Origin of the sequence: Flavobacterium psychrotrophum, assembly GCF_003403075.1 — a bacterium.
GTDB lineage: Bacteria > Bacteroidota > Bacteroidia > Flavobacteriales > Flavobacteriaceae > Flavobacterium > Flavobacterium psychrotrophum.
On the sequence record NZ_CP031557.1, the window covers coordinates 2,679,425 to 2,702,379 of the forward strand.

The 22,955-nt window shown below is 42.3% G+C and carries 17 protein-coding genes; 12 read left to right on the forward strand and 5 right to left on the reverse strand.

What is annotated here, in order from left to right; translation table 11 throughout:
- Window positions 1-66: 66 nt before the first annotated feature.
- From DYH63_RS11475 to DYH63_RS11495, 5 genes are all read left to right on the forward strand, one after another.
- Window positions 67-2,235: an endonuclease MutS2 gene (locus DYH63_RS11475; RefSeq protein WP_116788938.1), complete on the forward strand. Its 2,169-nt coding sequence runs from the start codon at window positions 67-69 to the stop codon at window positions 2,233-2,235.
- Window positions 2,236-2,325: 90 nt separating this feature from the next.
- Window positions 2,326-2,736, forward strand: a complete 411-nt coding sequence (locus DYH63_RS11480) for a thiol-disulfide oxidoreductase DCC family protein (RefSeq protein ID WP_116788939.1) — start codon at window positions 2,326-2,328, stop codon at window positions 2,734-2,736.
- Between the two features lie 154 nt (window positions 2,737-2,890).
- Entirely contained in the window at window positions 2,891-3,625 is a 735-nt protein-coding gene (gene truA, locus DYH63_RS11485) for a tRNA pseudouridine(38-40) synthase TruA (protein WP_116788940.1), read from the forward strand.
- An 8-nt stretch (window positions 3,626-3,633) separates the two neighbouring features.
- Complete coding sequence (locus tag DYH63_RS11490; RefSeq protein ID WP_116790814.1) at window positions 3,634-5,421, forward strand: ABC transporter ATP-binding protein; 1,788 nt, start codon at window positions 3,634-3,636, stop codon at window positions 5,419-5,421.
- Window positions 5,422-5,532: 111 nt separating this feature from the next.
- The gene (locus DYH63_RS11495; RefSeq protein WP_162927005.1) at window positions 5,533-7,083 is read left to right on the forward strand and encodes a T9SS type A sorting domain-containing protein; all 1,551 of its coding nucleotides are present in this window, start codon (window positions 5,533-5,535) and stop codon (window positions 7,081-7,083) included.
- A gap of 135 nt (window positions 7,084-7,218) precedes the next feature.
- Here DYH63_RS11495 and DYH63_RS11500 read toward each other — a convergent pair whose 3' ends face one another.
- The 3 genes from DYH63_RS11500 to DYH63_RS11510 all read right to left on the reverse strand — a co-directional run bounded on the left by DYH63_RS11500 (window position 7,219) and on the right by DYH63_RS11510 (window position 9,453).
- Window positions 7,219-8,067, reverse strand: a complete 849-nt coding sequence (locus DYH63_RS11500) for an alpha/beta fold hydrolase (protein WP_116788942.1) — start codon at window positions 8,065-8,067, stop codon at window positions 7,219-7,221.
- A 152-nt stretch (window positions 8,068-8,219) separates the two neighbouring features.
- Window positions 8,220-8,840, reverse strand: coding sequence for an L-threonylcarbamoyladenylate synthase (locus DYH63_RS11505; RefSeq protein ID WP_116788943.1), 621 nt, complete (start codon window positions 8,838-8,840; stop codon window positions 8,220-8,222).
- A gap of 100 nt (window positions 8,841-8,940) precedes the next feature.
- Window positions 8,941-9,453 carry a DUF6155 family protein gene (locus DYH63_RS11510; protein ID WP_116788944.1) on the reverse strand — a complete coding sequence of 171 codons (513 nt, stop codon included), beginning with the start codon at window positions 9,451-9,453 and terminating at the stop codon, window positions 8,941-8,943.
- 119 nt (window positions 9,454-9,572) lie between these two features.
- Here DYH63_RS11510 and DYH63_RS11515 point away from each other — a divergent pair, with 119 nt between their 5' ends.
- Window positions 9,573-9,941, forward strand: a complete 369-nt coding sequence (locus DYH63_RS11515; RefSeq protein WP_116788945.1) for a hypothetical protein — start codon at window positions 9,573-9,575, stop codon at window positions 9,939-9,941.
- Between the two features lie 187 nt (window positions 9,942-10,128).
- Here the strand turns inward: DYH63_RS11515 and DYH63_RS11520 are convergent, their stop codons facing one another.
- On the reverse strand, window positions 10,129-10,560 hold the full coding sequence (locus DYH63_RS11520) for a hypothetical protein (RefSeq protein WP_116788946.1): 432 nt from the start codon (window positions 10,558-10,560) through the stop codon (window positions 10,129-10,131).
- Window positions 10,561-10,877: 317 nt separating this feature from the next.
- Here DYH63_RS11520 and DYH63_RS11525 point away from each other — a divergent pair, with 317 nt between their 5' ends.
- Both DYH63_RS11525 and DYH63_RS11530 read left to right on the forward strand, forming a co-directional pair.
- Window positions 10,878-11,555, forward strand: coding sequence for a YceI family protein (locus tag DYH63_RS11525; RefSeq protein ID WP_116788947.1), 678 nt, complete (start codon window positions 10,878-10,880; stop codon window positions 11,553-11,555).
- A gap of 204 nt (window positions 11,556-11,759) precedes the next feature.
- Entirely contained in the window at window positions 11,760-12,125 is a 366-nt protein-coding gene (locus tag DYH63_RS11530; RefSeq protein ID WP_116788948.1) for a hypothetical protein, read from the forward strand.
- A 183-nt stretch (window positions 12,126-12,308) separates the two neighbouring features.
- On the opposite strand, the gene DYH63_RS11535 is transcribed toward DYH63_RS11530, so the two are convergent.
- Window positions 12,309-19,061, reverse strand: coding sequence for a T9SS type B sorting domain-containing protein (locus DYH63_RS11535; RefSeq protein WP_116788949.1), 6,753 nt, complete (start codon window positions 19,059-19,061; stop codon window positions 12,309-12,311).
- A gap of 324 nt (window positions 19,062-19,385) precedes the next feature.
- Here DYH63_RS11535 and folE point away from each other — a divergent pair, with 324 nt between their 5' ends.
- The 4 genes from folE to lgt all read left to right on the forward strand — a co-directional run bounded on the left by folE (window position 19,386) and on the right by lgt (window position 22,882).
- Window positions 19,386-20,057, forward strand: a complete 672-nt coding sequence (gene folE / locus DYH63_RS11540) for a GTP cyclohydrolase I FolE (protein ID WP_116788950.1) — start codon at window positions 19,386-19,388, stop codon at window positions 20,055-20,057.
- A gap of 39 nt (window positions 20,058-20,096) precedes the next feature.
- Complete coding sequence (gene cysS, locus DYH63_RS11545; protein WP_116788951.1) at window positions 20,097-21,578, forward strand: cysteine--tRNA ligase; 1,482 nt, start codon at window positions 20,097-20,099, stop codon at window positions 21,576-21,578.
- Window positions 21,579-21,584: 6 nt separating this feature from the next.
- Window positions 21,585-21,836 (forward strand): membrane protein insertion efficiency factor YidD, encoded by a 252-nt coding sequence (gene yidD, locus DYH63_RS11550; protein ID WP_116788952.1) that lies wholly within the window; start codon window positions 21,585-21,587, stop codon window positions 21,834-21,836.
- A 68-nt stretch (window positions 21,837-21,904) separates the two neighbouring features.
- Window positions 21,905-22,882, forward strand: coding sequence for a prolipoprotein diacylglyceryl transferase (gene lgt / locus DYH63_RS11555; protein ID WP_116788953.1), 978 nt, complete (start codon window positions 21,905-21,907; stop codon window positions 22,880-22,882).
- The last annotated feature ends 73 nt before the right edge of the window (window positions 22,883-22,955 follow it).

A 22,955-nucleotide genomic window follows, 5' to 3' on the forward strand; every position in this document is an offset into this window, starting at 1 on the left:
CCTGACAAATGTGCAGCCTTGCGCAATATGTAGTATTTTTGCATAATAATTGCTGTAGCAACACTAATGATAAGCATCACAGAAAAAACACTTAAAGACTTAGAATTCGGCACCGTGCTGGAGGCAGTAGCCTCAGGTTGCGTAACCGAACCCGGCCATGAAAAAGCAATGGCCATAATCCCGTTTAAAGACAGGGAGGAACTTATGGATGCCCTTAGGCAAACATCAGAATATGTTTCATCTTTTGATAATAACAATGCCCTGCCTAACCATGGTTTTGAGCCCGTAACCAATGAGCTTAAATTTCTGGCTATAGAAGACAGCTACCTCGACGCTGCTGCCTTCAGGAAAATAGCCAACATGAGCGAAACGGTGGGCACACTGATAAAATTTCTTGAAAAATTTGACGACTACTACCCTACACTTCAAAAGCGTGCTGCCGCAGTAGACTTTGCAAAAGACATCCTGAAATTTATAGATAAGATTGTAGACAAATATGGCGAAGTAAAAGACGACGCTTCTTTTGAACTACAGGGCATACGCCGTGAAATGAACCTGGTTAAGACCAAAATAAACCAAAGCTTTACCATGGCACTTAGCCACTATAACAGCCTGGGGTATCTTGACGACATTAAAGAAACCGTAGTAGAAAACCGCCGCGTACTGGCTGTAGCCGCCATGTACCGCCGCAAGGTAAAGGGCAGCATACTGGGTAGTTCTAAAACAGGCAGCATTGCCTATATAGAACCGGAAGCTACCCTGAGACATTCGCGCGAGCTTAGTAATTTTGAGTACGAAGAAAAAGAAGAGGTAAAAAAAATACTGAAACAGCTTTCGGCGCTTGTACGTCCGTTTGTACCTGTATTATATGATTACCAGGACTTCCTGACCGATATTGATGTAGTATCAGGCAAGGCCAAATATGCAAAGCGCATTAACGGACTGTTGCCCCATATTAACGATGAAAAAAGGCTGTATTTCCGGGAGGCATATCATCCTATATTATTTAGCAGTAACAGGCAAAAGAACAAGCCCACCTATCCGCAGACGATAGAGCTAAAAGAAGATAACCGCATTATTGTTATATCTGGGCCTAACGCCGGTGGTAAGAGTATTACCCTTAAAACCATTGGCCTGCTGCAACTAATGCTGCAAAGCGGCCTGCTGATACCGGTGCATGAACGTAGTGAAACGTTTTTGTTTGACCGTATCATGACCGACATTGGAGACAACCAGAGTATTGAAAACCACCTGAGTACCTATAGTTACCGTCTTAAGAACATGAACTACTTTCTACGAAAGTGTAATGACAAGACGTTGTTTCTTATTGATGAGTTTGGTACAGGTTCTGACCCTGAACTGGGCGGCGCTTTGGCAGAGACTTTTCTTGAGGAGTTTTACCACCGTGAGGCTTTTGGCATCATAACCACGCACTACACTAATCTTAAGATACTGGCTAACGAATTGCCTTTTGCGACCAATGCCAACATGCTTTTTGACGAGAAATCGCTGGAGCCTATGTACAAGCTTATCCTCGGGCAGGCCGGTAGTTCATTTACCTTTGAGGTAGCCCAGAAAAACGGCATCCCTTACGGGCTTATAAACCGTGCCAAGAAGAAGATCGAGGGCAGTAAAGTGCGATTTGACAAGACGATTGCCACACTGCAAAAAGAGCGCTCTAAGCTGGAAAAGACTTCTCAAAACCTTAAAGAAGAAGAAGACCGCGCACGTGAAGAGGGTAAAAAGATGGAGAATATCAACACCCGCATACAGCAAAAACTGGAAAGCTACCAGGAACTGTATGACGCCAACCAGCGCCTTATTTATATGGGGCAAAAACTGGATGATATTAGCGAAAAGTACTTCAACAATAAGAACAAGAAAGAGCTTATTGGCGAATTCCTGAAAACGGTAGAAATAGAGAACTCCAAGCGCAAGAAACTGGAACCAAAGGAGAAAAAAATTAAGGAGGTTCAGCAAAAGCAGGTAATAGCCGAAGTACAGGTTAAGGTAGAAGAAATTCGCCAGGAGAAAAAAGAAAAGAAAATAAAGGAGGCTGAAAAACCAAAGGTTAAAGCTGCCATAAAAATAGGAGACCGTGTGCGTATGATAGACGGCAAAGCTGTAGGCACATTGGAATCTGTTGAAAAGAATAAGGCTACAGTGAACTATGGCATATTTACCAGCAAGGTAGCCTTAGAAGCACTGGAACTTGTAGAGGCGATGAAGAAGTAATTGGTTGTTGGTTGTCAGTTGATGGTTGTTAGACAGCACGTTAAACGGCTGAGTGAAGCTCATTCTGAAATCTAAATTCTGAAATCTGAAATGGAATTACCTGTAGATAAAAAAATAATACTGTTTGATGGGGTTTGTAACCTGTGCGATAATACAGTGCAGTTCCTTATTAAACACGATAAAGAAGATATTTTCCGGTTTGTGGCCATTCAGTCAGAGATCGGGCAGGAAATCATTAGCCATATTGGCATTGACACGTCTAAGACAGACTCTATTATTCTTTACGAGCCGGGGCACGCCTATTACTACAAGGCACAGGCAGCACTTAACATTGCCACATCGCTTGGCGGCATTTACAGCCTGATGGGTATTTTTAAGATACTGCCAAAAGGATTATCAAATATGGTGTATGACTACATTGCCCGCAACCGCTACAAATGGTATGGTAAAAAAGATGCCTGTATGCTGCCAACGCCTGAAACAAGGGCTAAGTTTTTATAACCTAATATTTTACCTCAAGGTTCACAAAGTCTATCACAACAGCCACAAAGCTTTATGTGTTTTTAAATGAAATATACAGCTTTGTGATCTCCGTGAAAATCCCGGTGTTGTTTGTGGTAAATCGACAAAGTGTATCTTTGCAAAAACTTTTCCTTTGAGATATTTTATAGAATTTGCCTATAACGGAAAAAATTACTGCGGATGGCAATACCAGCCCCACAGCCCATCAGTACAGGAAACGCTTAACAAAGCACTCTCTATCCTGCTCCGCACCCCTACAGATGTGGTAGGCGCCGGCCGTACTGATACGGGCGTACACGCCACACAAATGTTTGCCCACTTTGACCACGACGGCATTGCTGAACCAGAAAAACTAGCACTAAGGCTCAATGCGTTTTTGCCAAAGGATATTGCCGTATACCGTTTTATACCTTTGCACGACAGTGCCCATGCCCGCTTTGATGCTACAAGCCGCACATATGAATATCACATCCACACGTTTAAAGATCCGTTTGTACATGAGGGCAGCTGGTATGATTTTCATCCGCTTGATGTAGCTAAAATGAACGAGGCTGCGCAGCTGCTGTTTGATTTTACCGATTTTAAATGCTTTTCTAAAGCCCATACTGATGTTAAAACCTATAACTGTAAGATTACCCGCGCCGACTGGCAGCAAAATGGCACACGACTGGTTTTTACCATTACTGCCGACCGTTTTTTGCGCAATATGGTACGTGCCATTGTAGGTACTTTGGTAAACGTAGGACTGGGTAAACTAACCCTTGAAGATTTCAGGAAAATTATTGAAAGCAGGGATCGCGGGCAGGCCGGATTCTCAGTTCCCGCACACGGATTATACCTTACTACGGTAAAATATCCGTATCTTTGATGCATATTATGAAAGCCGAAAAAACTCCTAAAAATAAAAATGCCGCATCACTAAGCAAGGTAATGCGTTTTGCCTCTCCTTACCGTATGCGCTTTGTATGGGTTATTATTTTCTCGATAGCCTTATCAATATTTGCAGCCATTCGCCCCTACCTGCTTAAAGAAACCGTAAACAGCCACCTTATACATAAAGATAATGAGGGCTTGCTTCTTTATGTAGCCCTTATGGGCCTCGTCCTGATTTTTGAAGTAGCATCGCAATTCTACTTTGTATACTGGGCAAACTGGCTGGGTCAGGATATTGTAAAAGACATACGCGAAAAGCTGTTTAGCCACATTACGCACTTCCGTATGAAATTTTTTGATAATGAAGCAGTAGGAAGGCTTGTTACACGCACGGTTTTTGACATTGAATCTATTGCCAAGATATTTAGCCAGGGACTTTTTATGATCATCAGCGATATGCTAAAGATGGTTGTTATCCTGGGCTTTATGTTCTGGATGAACTGGAAGCTTACCGCCGTGGTAATCATAGCCATGCCTTTTCTGGTTATAGCAACACGCATTTTCCAGAAAAAAATGAAAGGCGCTTTTGAAGAGGTACGTACACAGGTATCAAACCTTAATACCTTTGTTCAGGAACGCGTTACGGGCATGAAGATCGTGCAACTCTTTAACCGCGAAGAAATAGAATATGAAAAGTTTAAGGTTATCAACCAGAAGCATAATGATGCGTGGCAAAAAAATATTCTTTATAACTCCATCTTCTTCCCTATTGCCGATATCATATCGTCGCTAACACTGGGATTTGTAATATGGTATGGCGGTGTAGACATTATAGGCCATGGTAACCTTACCACACCGGGCGACCTTTTTGCATATATCATGTTTATCCCTATGCTGTTTAACCCACTTAGGCAAATAGCAGATAAGTTTAACGAGATGCAAATGGGTATTGTAGCTTCTGACCGTGTTTTTGAACTTTTAGAGATGGAAGGCTATACCCAGGTTAATGGCTCGCGTGAGGCATGGCATTTTAAAGGCGACCTGTTTTTTAAAGATGTACGCTTTAGTTATATAGAAGGCGAAGAAGTAATTAAGGGCATTAACCTTAAAGCAGATTCAGGTCAAACCGTAGCTATTGTAGGTGCTACAGGTGCCGGTAAAAGTACCATTATTAACCTGCTGAACCGTTTTTATGAAATAGATAGCGGCACCATTACCATTGATGGCACTAATATTGACGAGTTTACACTGGAAAGCCTGCGCCGCCAGGTTGCCATTGTGCTTCAGGATGTTTTTTTGTTTGCCGATACAATACTGAACAACATTACACTAAACAACCCTGATATTTCGAGAGAGCAGGTAATAGCTGCCGCAAAATCTATAGGTGTTGATGATTTTATAAGCAGCCTGCCGGGTGGTTATGATTATAATGTTAAGGAGCGTGGTGTGATGCTATCTTCTGGCCAGCGCCAGTTAATTGCCTTTTTAAGGGCTTACGTAAGCAATCCTTCTATCCTTATACTTGATGAGGCTACGTCTTCTATTGATACTTATTCTGAAGAAATGATACGCAGGGCTACAGAGGCCGTTACCCAGGGGCGCACCTCTATAGTTATAGCGCACAGGCTTGCCACCATTGTTAATGCAGATAAGATTATTGTAATGGATAAAGGTAAGATTGTTGAGGAAGGCACTCATTATGAACTTATAAACCGTAACGAAGGGTATTATAAGAATCTTTACTTTTCGCAGTTTGCTACAGAAAGTGATGAAGCCGAAAAGGCAAAATAATAAAAAACACAAATTCTCAACGAGAGTTATCAAATACTAAATTGGCGGCTATAACCGCCAATTTTTGTTAAATATATATTGTAGTAAAAGTATCTTTATTAAAAAAATGCTATGAAAAGAATTCTACTCCTTTTGATACTTTTACCTGTTACCGGTTTTGCTCAACATTTTGAGTGGTTAAAAACACCTGAATCTTTAATGCCTTATAATCCTGATCTGGTAGGATATACTACCACGACAGATGGTGACGGAAATATTTTTTATACAGGCTTTAAAGATACTCCCTATATTTATAACAGCATTATGGGGAGCCTGTACTTTAATAAATACAGTACAAATGGCACATTACTTTTTTCTAAGACCATAGGCGGTCAGGCTCAATCATACAATATGCTAACAGACAGCCAAGGCAATACCTATATGGCGCTTGGCTATGTAGGTTCTATTACAATAGAAAATATAACAATAAGTACCATAAACCAGGGAGAGGTTTATTTACTGGCAAAATTTGGCCCCATGGGCAACCTTATATGGCATAAGGAACTTGTGCCCACTGACATGGGCGATAACTGGTATAACGAGATTGCGGAGTTTAAAGCACTGGCGCTTGATACCCGCGATAATCTTTACATAGGCTATGCTGACTTCTTTAAAAGTTACGTGGAAAAAATTGTCCCTCAGGATGGCACAGTAGCCCACACTCTTACCCAGGATAATGTACGCAGGATTAGTTCTGTTGCTGTAGACAGCGATGATAATGTTTACACAGCAGGAAGCTGCATTGAGACTGATGCGAATTTTAACGGAACAAATGTTACAACTACATTGAATTATAATGTTTACGTCGCAAAATATAGCGGCGCAGGAGAGAACAGATGGGTAAAAATCGTAGAGGATATTACCTGCTCTGAACCAAGAGTTGCAGTAAAATCGCCCGATTCCGTTTATTTTAGCTCTAACCTGTCTGGCGCGTTTGCCTTTGACAACCTTGTGGCTGAAGAAGGAGTAGGTTCTGAACAATTTTTCCTGACAAAATTAAATGCACAAGGCCAATATCAGTGGCTGCGCCAAACACCACCAAACAGCCGCTTTGCATTAGGAAATCGCAATAACCTCTCGTTAGACAACGCAGGAAATGTTTATCTCGGCGGTAATACATCGGGTACAATACACTGGGGCAATGGCATTACTACAAGTATACTGAGCTATAGTCTTAGGGGTATTGTAGTAAAATATGATTCGCAGGGTATGATACAGATGGCTAAAATTGTAGGTGGTAATAATAATGAAGTTTCAATTACAAGATTTGATGACATTACGCTGAGTAATAGTGGTGATATCATTACAGCAGGCATGGGGTTTGGCCCCACAGCATTTGACGCCATTACATATGACCCTCAACAAGATACATCTTACTACCCTTTTCTGACAAAGTTATCAAAGACTACAGCTGGTACTGATGATTTTTCGAAAAAAACGATAAGTATTTACCCTAGCCCTGCAAAGGATAAAATTTACATTACCGGGATAACCGCTACACTCAATGCCGGCATTTTTAACTTGCTTGGCCAAAAGGTTAAAGATATAAGTGCTACCCCAACACAACCCATTGATATTACAGCACTGCCCCCGGCACCTATTTTATTTATTCAGAAAATGTAAAGACACTTACATTTATTAAATCGTAAAACAGTACGTTCTTTAATTTTGACTATTAATAATCCCCTTTTGGTTTAATTCCAAAAGGGGATTATTTTTAAATTGATACCTGCTATTGGTATTTATTTATTCTAATCTTTATCTATTAACAAAGTTGATTATCTCTTCGTTAAACCTGTTTTTGTGCGTGTAGAACAACCCATGCGGAGCATCATCATATACTACATATTCTGCCTGTGGTACAATCTTGATCGTTTCTTCGGCAGAAGCGTCAATAGGCACCGTTTCGTCTGCCTTACCATGCAGCACCAATAGCGGAATTTTTATTGCGGCAAGGTCGGCTCTAAAGTCTGTCGTAGACCATGCCTGCATTGCTTTTATGGTTGCATAGCCGGCAGAGTTTAGCGTAAGTATCTGATCCCTCTGCAAAAATTCTTCGCTTACGGGGTTGCTAAACAGGTGCACACCATAAAACTTTTTTGCAAACGTAGCCAAAAATTTAGGCCTGTCTTCTTCAAGCTGCTGCTTAATATCATCAAACATCTCCTGTGGCAGGCCTGTAGGGTTATCTTCTGTTTTTAGCAGAAACGGTGTTACAGCACTTATAAGGGCAGCTTTTGTAACGCGCCCGGCTGTGTTGTATTTAGAAAGATAACGGGCTACTTCTCCCCCACCCATACTAAAACCTACAAGAGTTACATCGTTAAGGTCTAATGTTTCCAGAAGCGCATGGAGGTCAGATGCTAAGCTGTCGTAGTCGTAACCTTGCCATGGGCGCGACGATTTACCAAAACCACGGCGGTCATACGCTATTACACGAATGTTATGTTTAGGTAGTTCATTGAGTTGGTATTCCCACATTTCGTGGTTAAGGGGCCAGCCGTGTATAAGCACTACAGGCTTGCCGCGCCCTATTTCTTCATAATAGATTTGAACTTCTTCTGATGCGCCGGAAAGGCTGACGGAACTGTTTAAGATAAAAGGCATAATTAATGTTTTTAGCTGTTGAATAACAAAGTTATAAACCCAACTTTTGCCTTATACCCTAATTAAGAAAGCTTTGGCAGTTAATAAATACACAAGCTTGTCCCAATAAAAAAGCCTCCTTTTAGGAAGCTTAATATTACATTTTATCGGTCTTAAAAAATATCGGGGTCACCTTTACCTACCCTCACTACTTCCGGCTCATCACCGGAAAGATCTATGATGGTAGATGCTGTATTATCGCCATAGCCGCCATCAATAACAACATCAACCAGATGCTGCCATTTTTCAAAGATAAGTTCAGGATCGGTACTGTACTCTATTACTTCATCATCATCATGTATCGAGGTACTAATTATAGGATTACCTAGCTGACGTACTATTTCGAGCGCTATATCATTGTCTGGCACACGTATACCCACGGTAGTTTTCTTTTTAAACTCTTTTGGCAGATTATTATTCCCCGGAAGGATAAACGTATACGGCCCCGGTAGCGAACGCTTCAGTATCTTAAATGTACTGGTATCTATTTGTTTTACATAGTCAGAAAGGTTGCTCAGGTCGCTACACACAAAAGAAAAGTTAGCTTTTTCCAGCTTTATGCCTTTAATTTTTGCAATACGTTCCAGCGCTCTGCTGTTTGTAATATCGCAGCCCATACCATAAACGGTATCTGTAGGGTAAATAATGATGCCTCCGTCTCGAAGTACATTCACCACTTTATTTATCTCTTTCTCGTTGGGATTTTTAGGATATATTTTTATGAATTGAGCCATTTATTGTTAAGCTGTTTGGGGTTTGTCGTTCAGTGTTATACAAAGTTACGCATACATTAAACAATGTACTGTTTATCTTAACAGTTTATAAAGAAAAGTACTACTCAAAATTATCGTATATACGTTCAAACTCTTTGCGGTTAAGCCAGTGCTGACGCATTGCTTCTTTATAAACAGCTTCTATACGGGCTTTGTAATCGTGCGCAATGCCATTTACTACCACATAATCTACTACTTGCTTATAAGAGTTAAACATGCTCTTATAAAAGCTGTCTGCACTTATTTCACGCCTGGCGGTATACTTCATGGCAGTTTCTAAATTGTAAAGCATCACATCTGCAACAACCATAGCGTCTACACCAAGCGAAAGAAAATGCTTAATGTATTTTTGGGCTGTACCCCTTCGAAGCTTAGGACGTTTGCCTCTTGGCGGAAAATACTCTGCAACAATTTTTAGCTTGGCCTCCTGCTCCAGCTTGTCTTCTTTCGGGTTAAAAACAAAGTTGTAATAAGTTTTAACATCAGCAAATTTTTCATACAAAGCTAACAGTTGCTCTTCCAGTTCTTCTTTTGGTAATGATGCCAGGTATTTCTTAAGGTCGCGTTTACTCATACAGTCCCAAAATTACAGCTTATTTTTTATACATAATAATTTACTAAAAGATATGGAGAAATTATATAAAATGCTATTTTTGCCATTCTTAAAATAATTGAAACTAAAACTTCTTTACCGTGGAAAATCCGAGCGCGCAGAAACTGATCAATAAGATACAGGTTGATCTTTTTAAAAATGGTTTTGATGCTGATAAGCTTGTAGCAGACCTAAAAAAACTACGTGAATATTCGCTTGAAGAAAATAACCCTGTGCTTACAAAGGCATTACGCCTTACTTATGAGCATATAGAGGCTAACGGCGCATTTCTTATCCCTATCCCGGATGATGAGCCTATAGAGGGTGAAGAGCTTGTTACAGATGAGCAGTCTGGCACTGAAAACAACCTTGAAAGCCTTGAGTACCTTTTCTCATTGTTTACAGACCTTTCTCATAAGACAAACTTATCTGACCTTAGGGAATACAACAAAGCATTACAGGCATTTTAGTCAATTTAGACTTAAAATTTAAATATATAAAAAACGAGGACACAACTGTTCTCGTTTTTTTTATGGAATAATACGCGATTATTCCATTTTTCTAAAAACACAAAGGGATTTCAAAAATAAAATCCCTTTTTATATCTCTTGGAAGTTTTATTCAACTACCTAAAAAGCTCACGCTTAACCGTTAAGATTAAAACTTCCAGTCAAACTCATCATTACTATTAATAGTTGCTCCTACTTCTACACGGATAACTTCGCCATATTCAACCTGAAAAATGGCCCAGTTTGCCTCGTTAAAAAAGTTCTCAACAGAGTCGTAGTTTTCCTGCTCAAAATCTTTTACGTTATTTTGTAAAAGTACTTTTGTAAGGGCTTCCCATTTGTTACCAATAACGGGCTGCCCGAAAAGCTTAAGATCTTTACCGGACGCTATGATATAGCCCAACCTGAAATCTTCGTCGGCATAAAAAGTAAGACGCAGTTTTTTATCGTTATATAAGTAAATTGTATTTTTATCTTCATCCTTATATGTGCGTGATGGCTTGCCGTACAGTAATGTAACATCTTCTTCCTGCATACCAAACAGTAGTTTATCAATACCAGAGCGTAAATTTATTTCCATGTCTATAAAGTAAATTAAGGCAGCAAAGTTAGGGATTATATTCCCGAAAAAAATGTAAATTCTATAAGACAATTACGTCAGTTGCTTTATAATTATTCATTTTAATTGTCCTGTAAAACTCAATGACCTTATATACCTAAAGTGTGTACGGCACAGTGGCAATCATTAAAAAATTAATGATCTCCAAGCATGAAAAACGAAGCTTTGCAATTCAAAAAAATAATAGTTTTTACAATATGCTAAAACCAAATGTGAGAAAATTTACCTAATTTAACCTCAAAATTATTTATAACTAAGTTTAATTTAATACTTAACAAATGAAAAGAATTAATGTACTGGCATTCACGGCTGCAACTCTATTATTTATTTCATGCGGTGGAAAATCATCCGAATCTACTTCAACAAGCGAGGAAAAAGAAGTAGCAGAAAAACAAGGTGACGTTTTTGCCGTAAATCTTGAAACTTCTAAGGTAGACTGGAAAGCATTTCATAAAGGAGGATTTGCCCCACGTTGGGGAACACTTTCAATTAAATCGGGTGAGGTAGCTTCAGAAAATGGCGAACTTACCGGAGGCGATTTTGTTATCGATATGCAGTCTTTAAAAGTAGACCCTGCATCTGTAACTGAAAAAGATAAAAAATCTACAGACCTTGAGGCACACCTTAAAAATGCTGACTTTTTTGATGTTGAAAAAAACCCAACTGCCGAGTTTAAAATCACCAGCGTAACCAGCCTTGCTACACCACCGGCAGATGCAGTTGCAGGAGCAAACAAGACTGTAAGTGGTAACCTTACACTACAAGGTAAAACGCTTAACGTATCATTTCCTGCAAAAGTTGAAGTAGTTGACGGCAATGCAACACTACAAGCTAAATTTACTGTAGACCGCTCTGAATGGGGTATTAAATTTGGAACATCTGAAGCTAATCCGGCTGAATGGATGATAAGCAAAGATATCGAAATAGGTGTTGATGTTAAGGCTACAAAAAAATAGGTCGTAATCAATGTAATTAATTCTTATGACAAGTAATATACAGGTCTAACCGGATTAACATACCTTAATAATCTGAGAACCTTTAAGTACATAGTAATGTGTATTTAAAGGTTTTTCTTTTTCTCTAAACACTGTCCATCATTTAAGAATAAGACATTGCCTTTCTAAAGTTGAAGGAGTTTTATATATTTATAAATAAAAGATATGCCACAATACAAAGCCATATTCCGCTTACCTGGAGGAAAAGAACTTGAAGCCCACAAAGGATATGTACCTGATGCGTTTTTTGATGCCATTCAGAACGTTACAATAGATGATATTGTAGAAATCTATGAAGATGGATTTATACTTACTATTGAGATGCACGAAAAACTAAATATTGCTAATACATTTAGTAGTTATGCATCAATTGGAAAATATGCCTCGCAAGGAATGAATAAAACTCCTAAATTTAAAATCGAACTTTTAGAGCGCTTAAAAATAGCAAACCATGCCAGGCCTCTTGAGATACATTATAATTACCAGGTATTTATTATGGAATATATAGATTCTCCTCCCGAGGATGATTAAATCATCCCGATCAATTTCATACTCTACGTTTTACCTCGCGTGTCTAAATAACGTATTGTAATATATAAGACCTACCTATAAAAACAACCCGGGCAGCCAATAGGCTGCCCGGGTTTTCTATTTGTGGTTTGTATTACTCAGTTTAGTGAAGCTACTGCTTACTGCCACTGAACATTGTAACTATTATCGCTTCATTGCAAAGTGCGCCTTAAAGGTCCTTGCATGGCCGTTCTCGTTGAACTCAACCGTAAACCAGTAGTCGTCTGACGGTAACGGGTTACCGTTGTAGGTACCGTCCCACCCCTGGCCTTTGTCGGTCCTGCTGTCAGGGCTCAGCTGTTTGATCAGCTTGCCGTAACGGTCAAAGATAAAGATCCTTGCACCCGTGCCCTGAAGACCGATGATGTTCCAGTAGTCGTTGATGCCATCGCCGTTTGGTGTGAAGTATTTAGGGTAGTCCACTACGCTTACACCCGGGATCCTTAGCATGTCACATGGGTTGATCTCAAGGGTGTTCGCATCACGAACGTATACCGTAAAGAAGCCCAGCGGTACATTAGTAAATACATTCGAGTTCTGCCATGGGCCCAGTGGCGTGGCATTGCCGTCTGCATCTTCAGGGGCAAGGCTGTACTGGTAGTCGCCATAGCCCTGTACAAGTACCGTTACCGTCTGGTTGTCCCCAAAGGCGTTGCTTACCACATAACCTGTATTAATGATTTCCGCCGGCCCTGAAAGGAATACTTCAAACGGTGCCACTGCATCTGAGATACAGCTGTCTGCATTCCATACTTCTACCGTGTAAAGGCCTTCTTCGGTTGCTGTGTACCTTTCTGAGGTGCCGTTCGTGGTTACTGCCGTACCGTTAAGGTACCACTGGTAGGTGTTGCCTGCCGTGGTGTCGCCTGCATGCAGGTACACCGGTTTGTTTACGTTGCCACTGCTGTATTCCACACACAAGGTATCATCGTTGTCTTCACTGGTAATGTTTGGTGTTGGCAGCAAGCTTACCCTGATGTTAAAGCTTGTTACTGCATAGCATGGTGAGAACGTGCTGGTGTTGGTTACCCTTACCCAGATCGTCTGCCCAAGGTATACCGTATTGGTAAACGCTGCAGGCGTTGCTATATACTCCGCTGCCGTGATATCGCCTGCCTCGGCTGCTGCCTGGCTGGTGTAGTAGCCCAGTGTATATTGTGCAGGGTTCTGGGTGCCCAGTACTTCTGCTCCTGCTGGGGTAAGGTCAAAGGCCGTAAAGCCGTCGTTTGTACCGTCATAGTCACATTCCACCATTGGGCTGTTAGCCGGGCTTGTAACAGGGTTGGCTACAGCTGCCTGCTCTGCATAAAGCTCAAGTGTTGTCAGTATCTCACAACGGGTTGTGTTGTCTGTTACATGTACCAGGATCTGCTGGTGCCCTGCCGTTACGTTGGTATAGTTGTGCGGCAATGCCGTACCTGCCGTATAGGCAGCCATGTCTTTATAGAACCTGATTGCATAATCGGTAGGGTTTACACCTGCAGTGGTTAGCAGGTCGGTTATATGACCGATTAGGTTGAACGTCTCAAAGCCGGTCGTCGGGTCGTTACAGATCGCATACAATGGTACTACGCCGGTGCTGTCATATACCGGTGGCAGTGGGTTTACGATAAGCGGTAAGGCTACAACTTCTGCACAGCCCGGTGCGCCCGGCTGGGTATCGGTACGCGTTACACGTACATATACCGTATCGTTCCATGGGGTTACACTCGTATACGCTGTTGGGGTACCGATGTATTCTGCAGCGGTAATGTCGCCTGCTTCGGCGGCGGCTTCTGTGGTATAGTAGGCCACCTGGCTCTGGGTATCCCCGCCCAGTATGTTGCGTTTGGCAAGGTCAAGGTTAAACACCTCGATACCGTCGCCAAGGTTGGCATCATTCGTATCGCAAAGCTCCAGTGGTGTTGGCGCTATGTTTGGCGTTGGCCTTGGCACTACCCTTAGCGTTACGCTGCTGTAGCTCTCACAACCCTGTGGCGTGGTAACACGTACAAACACCGTTTGCGGGTTTGAGGTATTGGTATAAGCGCTTGCAGGGCTGATCAGGCTGGTATAGGCACTGTCTTCAAAGTATTCTACGATGTTACTTTCCCCGATGCCGGTTGGCGTCAGGATGTAGTCGTTCATTGCCGTAAGGTCAAAGGCGGTCTTGCCGTCGTTTGGAAGGGCCTCGTCACACAGCATCAGCACCGTTGGGGTGGCAAGCTCTTGTGGCGCATTGACATGCAGCTCAAAGCTGCTTACCTGGTAGCAGTCCGTGCCCGGTACACTTACCCTTACCCATACCTGCTCGCCGTCGGTGCCGCGGTAGCTCTGTGGTGTGGTGATGCGTGGTGCTCCGGCCTGGGCATTCACCTCACTGGTAAAATACTCGATCGTGTAGCTGCCCGGGGCAACTCCGGTCTGGGTGTATACTTCAGCATCTTTTTGAGTCAGGTCAAATACCCTCCTGTGGTCGGTATTGTCGCTGTCTTCATCATCACAGTCCGTCAGGTCGGTTAGCGTTACTGCTATCGGCGCACGGGTAATGATGATCGTGATCGGGTAGACTATAGAGCGGCATCCTGTTACCGTATTGGTAGCAACCACATAAAGTACCTGGCTGCCCGGTGTTACGTTCTCATAGTCGGATGTGTTCAATATAGGGTTGTTGCCCCTTTCTGCATCATCCTGTGTGCGGTAGAAGGCTACTGTTAAGCCTACACCATTGTTGACCATGTTCGCTACAAGCGCGTCCAGGTCAATATTACCATAGCCTGAGCCGTTGGTATCGCATATGGTCAGTTCATCCAGCGTTGGGCTTACCAGTACCGGAAGTGGCTCTACACGGATGTCCAATAGTACGATACGGTAGCAGCCCGTTACATTATCGGTTACCCTTACAAAGATGGGCTGTACCGCAGGGGAGCCGGTATTTTCATACGTCTCAGGGTTAGGGATTGCTCCGGTACCTGATTCTGCATCCGCAAGGTTCGTGTGGAACGTGGTGGTTAAACCGTTTACGCCTCCTGTGATCTCGTCTGTCTTACCGGTAAGGTCAAATTCCTCGACCTCATCGCCGGAGTTATGCTCGTCACAAAGTACCAGCGGTGTTGGGTTCGTTACTACCGGTAGTGGGTTTACTACAAGGTTTAGTGGTACAATGTCGTAACAGCCCGTAGCGTTATTCGTTACCCTGATGTATACTGTAGCTGTGGCTGACGTATGTGTACCAGGGGTAGCGATAGCCGGGGTGCCAAGCTGTGCACTGCTAAGGCCGGTATGGTAGCTTACCGTAAACTGGGCAGGGTTCATCGTGTTCAGCACGATAGCCTGGTAGCTGGTAAGGTCAAAGATCGCCTGGCCGTCGGTATCGCTGGCGCCGTTGTCGCAAAGTGCATAGTCCTCAAGTGGGTCTGTCGCTTCCGGTACAGGGTGCACCACAAGGCGTAGCGGTACTACGTCAAAACATGAGGTAGTGGCTGAGTTTACACGGATGTAAAGCGTCTGGATGCCTCCCGTGGTCTGTGCCTCGATGTTTGTATAGTCATTCAGGTGCGTGGTGATCGGGTTGGTCCCGTTCTGGTAGTTTGCATCCGCTGACGTCTCATGGATCGTAAGGGTTACCGTACCTCCCATTGCCGCCTGGATCTCATCCAGTGCATCCTGAAGGTTGAACGTCGTTACATTATCGTTGTTGAAGTCACATTCTTCAAGATCGGTCGGGTTTGGTGCGATAGGCGCCGGTTGTACTTCCAGTTGGGCCGGTGCAACAACGCTACAGCCCGTAGCCGTATTGGTTACCAGTGCATAGATCGTTTTGTTTACCGAAAGGTACGGGTTGACCGTAATGAAGTTCGCATTGCCAGGTACCGCATCGGCCTGGTTTTCATAGTACAGTGCCGTATAACCGGCCTGGCCGCCCATCATTACAGGGTCTAACCTGTCAAAATAGAACAAGCCTTCACCCGGGGTTTCTTCACAGGCGTAGAAAATCGGGCTGCTTAAATCCGCTAATGGTAGCGGGTTGACGATTAGGTTGAAGCTCCCTACATCATAACAGCCGTGTATTGTTTCTACTCGTACCCATACCTGTTGCCTGTCACGGGTTTCATTCTGGTAGGTGGCAGGTGAGATGATCGCATTCTGGTCAAGCTGCGCATCGCTGTTGCTCCTGTAGTAGGTTACAACATCCGTTGGGTCGCTTGTAGCCTGCGTATTACGGCTCGTAAGGTCAAACACTTCCTTGCCGTCTAATGCAGGGGCAGTGTCGTCGCAAAGTACTATATCCTGGATTGGGTTGACAACGGGATGAGGCCATACAACAATAGGAAGTGCAATTACAGAAGCACAGCTATTATCTGCTGTTGAAACTACACGTATAAATACGTTAGATCCTCCCGTATAGGTTCCTGGGGTTAGAATAAGGTTAGTATTACCTCCTGCCTGTGCCGAAGCCTGTGTAGTATAAAAACTAACAGTATAGCCCGGTTGGCTATTAATAGCCTGATTTCCGGAAGGTATAAGATTAAATTGTGCAACACCGTCATTCGATACATCGTCACATGCTTCCAACCTTGTAGGAGCAACAAGTACCGGTGGCTGCACAATGGTAACTACAAAAGAGCTTTCATCTGTACATGTAAGAGTACCGTTACCCGTTTGCGCATAAACATATACCGTTCTTGTACTGGTTAACACATCTCCTGCAAGCAACTCAATACCTGTTCCGTTAGGCCCGGTAAAATATTTACTGTTAGCCGGAAGCGGATCAAGCGTGTAGCTACGACATATTGTTACATTAGGAATCACTGTTGCTACAGGTTGCGGATATACTGTAACAGTAAAGCTATCTTCATCGGTACATGTATTTGGAGCCGTACCGGCAACAGCATATACATATATAGTTTGTGTAGTTGTTATAGCAGTACCTACAGCTAATTGTGTACCACCACCATTAGTGGCAGTATAATAATTACCTACAGTAAGAGAAGGAAGTATATAACTACTATTGCTACAAATTTCAGCATTTGCCGGAGGAGTAACCTGTGGCGTTGGTGTAACCACTATAGGAAAGCTCGAAACGCTATAGCATGAACGGTTTTGAGTATTAGTAATCCTTACATATATAGTAGTACTACCTGTACTGTAAATATTAGGAGTTACAATATGGCTAGCATCACTACTGGCATCTGAAGTATTTGCATAATAACGTACTTCAAAAATATTAGGATCAAGCCCATTTAGAGCAGGAGTATCCTGAACAGTCAGGTCAAAATTTTCCAGACCATTATTATCTGCATCACATGAATACAAACCTGTTAATGTACCCACTACAGGCTGAGGAAATACCGTTACCGTAAACGTATCTTCATCGCTACAAGTGTTAGGCGCAGTACCTGCTGTAGCATAAACAAATATAGTTTGTGTAGTTGTTATAGCTGTACCTACAGGTAGCTGGGTACCACCACCGTTAGTGGCAGTATAATAATTACCTATAGTAAGAGCCGGAAGTATATAACTACCATTGCTGCAAATAGCAACGTTTGCCGGAGGCGTAACCTGTAACTGTGCCGTAACTACTATAGAGAAGTTTGAAACACTGTAACATGCACGGTTCTGGATATTTGTAACCCTCACATATATAGTGGTACTACCAGTAGTAAAAGTAGTAGGGTTTAATATATGGCTCACATCTGCATCTGCATCGGCAGCACTTGCATAATAGCGCACCTCAAAAATAGCAGGGTTAAGACCATTAAGCACAGGAGCATCCTGAACGGTAAGATCAAAAGTTTCTAGTCCGTTATTATCCGGATCACACGAACCCAACCCTTGTAGTGTTACAGGTTGTGGTGCCGGTATTGCAGCAACCACAAAACTCTTTGGAGTTGATATACATGGTGCAAAATAATCTTCTAATGTATACCATACAGTTTGCTGCCCCGTAACTGGATATGAAGTTGGGTTAGTTATGGCTCCTGTACCGGCAGCCGCAGCAGCCTGACTAGGATAATACGTTAGCGTCCATAAATCAGGATCTGCGCCATTAAGTATTAAGGCATCATTTACCGTAAGGTCAAAACTATGCGACCCTGGAGAACATACAACTAAATTATTAGGTACACCATTAGGATATGGATCACTAAAAGTAACGTTAACTGTATCAGTAGCACCATCAGGACACGCCGCGTTACTTACGGTAACAGCATAAGCACCCGATTGTGTAACTGTAAGCGTACGTGAGTTTGTTCCTGTTGGAGTTCCATTAACCGTCCAGGCATAGGTGGTACTAGCATCAAGATAATTAGCCGCGTTTGAAGTAGTTGCAGCAACCAAAGTAACATTTGTGTCAGGACATGGAAACTGGTCTGCACCTAAGTTAACAACACATTCAGGACAGGCAGTTGCTCCATCTCCTCCAATAGTTGTTTGTGCAAAAGTTATGACACCGGGAACATTTCTGAAATTTGTAATAAGGATTACATAATATTCACCGGCATGTACAGTACCTAAATCTATGGCCTCTGTAGGATCTGGAGAATAACTACAATCTACTGTAGTACCTGGATTTAGATATGCCGGACCTGACTGTGGCGTCGAAAATGGTCCCCAAGCTATAAAGTCAACGTCGATAGGATTCCCGTTAACGTCTACCTGTTCTACCTGTAACTGCATATTACCATCGGCATTGATGTATATATACGTCCATAGCGGGTTAGGCTGCGTTCCGAGACATCCATATCCCTGGGCAGAGTTAGGATCTGCTACGGTACCTGCTGTACTTGGAAAGGTGGGATACCCCTGCTGTTGTTCACCACAGACAAATACCATATTAGAAGCAGAGCTTCCTGGATTTTGAGCTAGTGCAGTGAATGATAACAAAATAGCTAAGAGAAGAAAATAGTATTTTTTCATTTTCTGACAATGGTTTTAAAAGCGCGAAATTTACGATAAAATGAACTTATGGCAACAAAAAAGTTACATTTTTTTATAATAACAGGCTAAAAGCATTTTTCCCTACATAAATCTTCAATTTTTTCAAATTTTTATTAAATGTAAGATTTTAAGTTAAATTACTTAACATTGAACAATTCAACTCTTAATTCCATGTTAAATACTGTTTATCCAATAAGCAATCAAGAATGTTATCGAAATTTATAAATGTATTTTAAAGGCAACTTATTTAAAAAATTTTTATAACTATCTTTGCAAACTATTTTTACAGTAAACATTACAATAATGACCCACAACGAAGAATACAGGGACGAAATAGGAGATGACCATATTGGATCTGGTGCAGAAACGCCTTTAAGGGCTGATGCTTTTGACCTTGCCGATGACGAAAAAATAAACCTGATAAAAAAGGATGTAGAAAGCATACTGCGCACACTGGGTATGGATCTTACAGACGACAGCATTAAGGGCACGCCTAACCGTGTAGCAAAAATGTTTGTAAAAGAAATATTTGGCGGGCTTAACCCTGCTAAAAAACCCGGTTCTTCTACCTTTGAAAACAAATACAAATATGGCGAAATGCTGGTAGAAAAAAACATTACCGTTTACTCTACCTGCGAGCACCACCTGCTGCCTATTGTAGGCCGTGCTCACGTGGCTTACATTAGCAATGGGTCTGTAATAGGGCTTAGCAAAATGAACCGTATTGTAGATTTTTATGCAAAACGCCCTCAGGTACAGGAACGCCTTACCATGCAAATTGTACAGGAACTGCAAAAAGCGCTGAACACGCTTGATGTAGCATGTGTTATAGATGCAAAACACCTTTGTGTAAACTCTCGCGGCATACGCGATATTGAGAGCAGCACCGTAACAAGCGAGTTTGGAGGTAAGTTTAAAGAAGAGGCTGTAAGGCGCGAATTTTTAGACTATATTAAACTTGACACCCAGTTTTAAAAATAACTATCCACTTTTATAACACCTATTATATAATATATGCAGCTTTACCAAAACCAGCATCTGAAGATATATAATTCCCTTAGCGGCGAAAAAGAAACGTTTATCGCACTGCACGAAGGCAGCGTGGGCATGTATGTATGCGGTCCTACCGTTTACAGCAATGTGCACCTGGGCAACTGCCGTACGTTTATATCTTTTGACCTGGTATACCGCTACCTTAAACATTTAGGGTATAAGGTAAGGTATGTGCGCAATATTACCGATGTAGGCCATATAGAGGATGATGCCGATGAAGGCGAAGATAAAATAGCCAAGAAAGCAAGGCTCGAAAAGCTGGAGCCTATGGAAATTGTACAGCAGTATTCGGTAGATTTTCACCAGATACTGGAGTTGTTCAATAACCTGCCGCCAAGCATAGAGCCAACCGCTACGGGACACATCATTGAGCAGATAGAAACCATTAAGGAGATATTTGCAAATGGATATGCTTACGAAAGTAACGGATCTGTTTATTTTGATGTGGTAAAGTTTAATGAAGGGCATGATTATGGCAAGCTTAGCGGCCGTAATCTTGATGATATGCTTAGTAACAGCCGCGAACTGAGTGGGCAGGACGAAAAACGCAACCCAGCAGATTTTGCCCTTTGGAAAAAAGCAGAGCCGGAACACATTATGCGCTGGCCATCGCCGTGGGGCGACGGTTTCCCCGGATGGCATCTGGAGTGTACTGCAATGAGCACTAAGTACCTGGGCAACCATTTTGATATTCACGGCGGTGGTATGGACTTAAAATTCCCGCACCATGAATGTGAAATTGCACAGAATGAAGCAGCTACAGGACAAAGCCCTGTTAATTACTGGATGCACGCCAATATGCTTACCCTTAACGGGAAGAAAATGAGCAAATCTACAGGTAATAACATACTGCCACGCGAAATATTTACCGGTAGCAATGATGTACTGAGCAAAGCGTTTAGCCCATCTGTTGCGCGCTTCTTTATGTTGCAGGCACACTACCGCAGCGTGCTCGACTTTAGTAACGATGCTATTGTAGCCAGCGAAAAAGGGTACAATAAGCTTATGGAAGCTTTAGAAACACTGGGCGACGTTGCAGCTTCAGCCACTTCTACACTGGATATCGAAACATGGAAAAAAGCATGTTATGATGCCATGAATGACGACTTTAACAGTCCTATACTCATTGCTCAGTTATTTGAAGGTGTGCGCTTTGTAAACCTGCTTAAAGACAACAAAGAAACGCTAACTGCCTCTGACCTTGAAAGCTTTACCAAATCAATTAATGCCTTTGCATTTGATGTACTTGGCCTAAGAGATGAAAAAGGACAGGATGGCAGCAATGATAAGCTTGAAGGTGTTGTAAATATGCTTATAGAGATGAGAAAGGAAGCCCGCGCTAATAAAAACTTTGCGCTAAGCGACCAGATACGCGACCGCCTTAACGACCTGGGCATTGAACTGAAAGACAGCCGTGAAGGCACTACATTCAGCGTTAACTAAGCTATAATGAAAGCAGGGCAAATTATTACCATGCCTTTTGTGCTGTTAGTGCGCTTTTACCAGGTAGCCCTCTCCCCTTTTTTGCCATCGGTATGCCGGTATACACCCACATGTTCGCAATATACAATAGAGGCTCTAAAAACACACGGCCTTTTTAAGGGTGGATGGCTCAGCGCGAAGCGCATTGTAAGCTGTAACCCGTGGGGCGGTAAGGGATATGACCCCGTTCCCGGAAAATCTTGTGGGCATAGCCATTAATTAATCTTAAAGTTTGTAACAAATCTAAATTTTGTAAGACAAACCTATAAAATATATAGTACCCAATAATGATACACAGCCTTAGCATTACCTGGAACCCTACCGAAGGATTTGATCTTGGCCCCATAACCATACGCATATACAGCCTGATGTTTGTGGTAGCGTTTGGCCTTGGCTGGTTCGTTACAAAAAAAATATTTGACCGCGAGGGCGAATCGGTAGAAAAACTTGACAAGCTTTTTATATATACTATTGTAGCCACATTACTTGGCGCCAGGCTTGGACACGTGTTTTTTTACGACTGGCCTTACTTTAAAGACCATCTTTCAGAAATACTCCTGCCCTTCCGATGGGATAGTAACGGGAAGTTTGAATTTACAGGCTTTGCCGGCCTTGCCAGCCATGGTGCAGCTTTAGGTGTTATACTTGCAGTATTATGGTACAGCAAAAAGGTAATTTTCAGGCCTGCGCTATGGGTACTGGACCGTATTACACTACCGGTAACCAGTGGTGGTATTTTTGTAAGGATTGGTAACTTTTTTAACAGCGAGATCATTGGTAAACCAGTAACAGACCCTAATATGCCCACAGCAGTTCGTTTTGTGCGCGGAGAGGACAGTGTAACCGTAGCGGGCAGAATTATTGGACTTAAACCGTATCAGGCTGTACAGCTTACACAGTCAACATCTCCAGATCATGCTTATAAAACCATTGAGCACGATCCTAAATTTGCAGAGGTGCTTAACGCAATACCTTATCGTTACCCTGCCCAGTTATATGAAGCATTTTTATACATCTTTGTATTTGCCATTTTATTCTATATGTACTGGAAAACACCGGCACGCAAATTCAGGGGGCTTATTTTCGGGGTATTTCTTGTATTGCTCTGGACCGTTCGTTTTGTAGTAGAATACGTTAAAGAAAGTCAGGGCGGCTTTGAAGGTGCCCACCCCATACTCTCTACCGGGCAATGGCTAAGTATACCATTTATACTCGTTGGTTTCTATCTTATTTTTACATCAAAGAACAGAACTGAAACATTATAATATAAGCCGCCTTTTAAAGGCGGTTTTTTATTGGACACCTAAATTTCACGGAGAAATCCGGTTTTAATTTTAA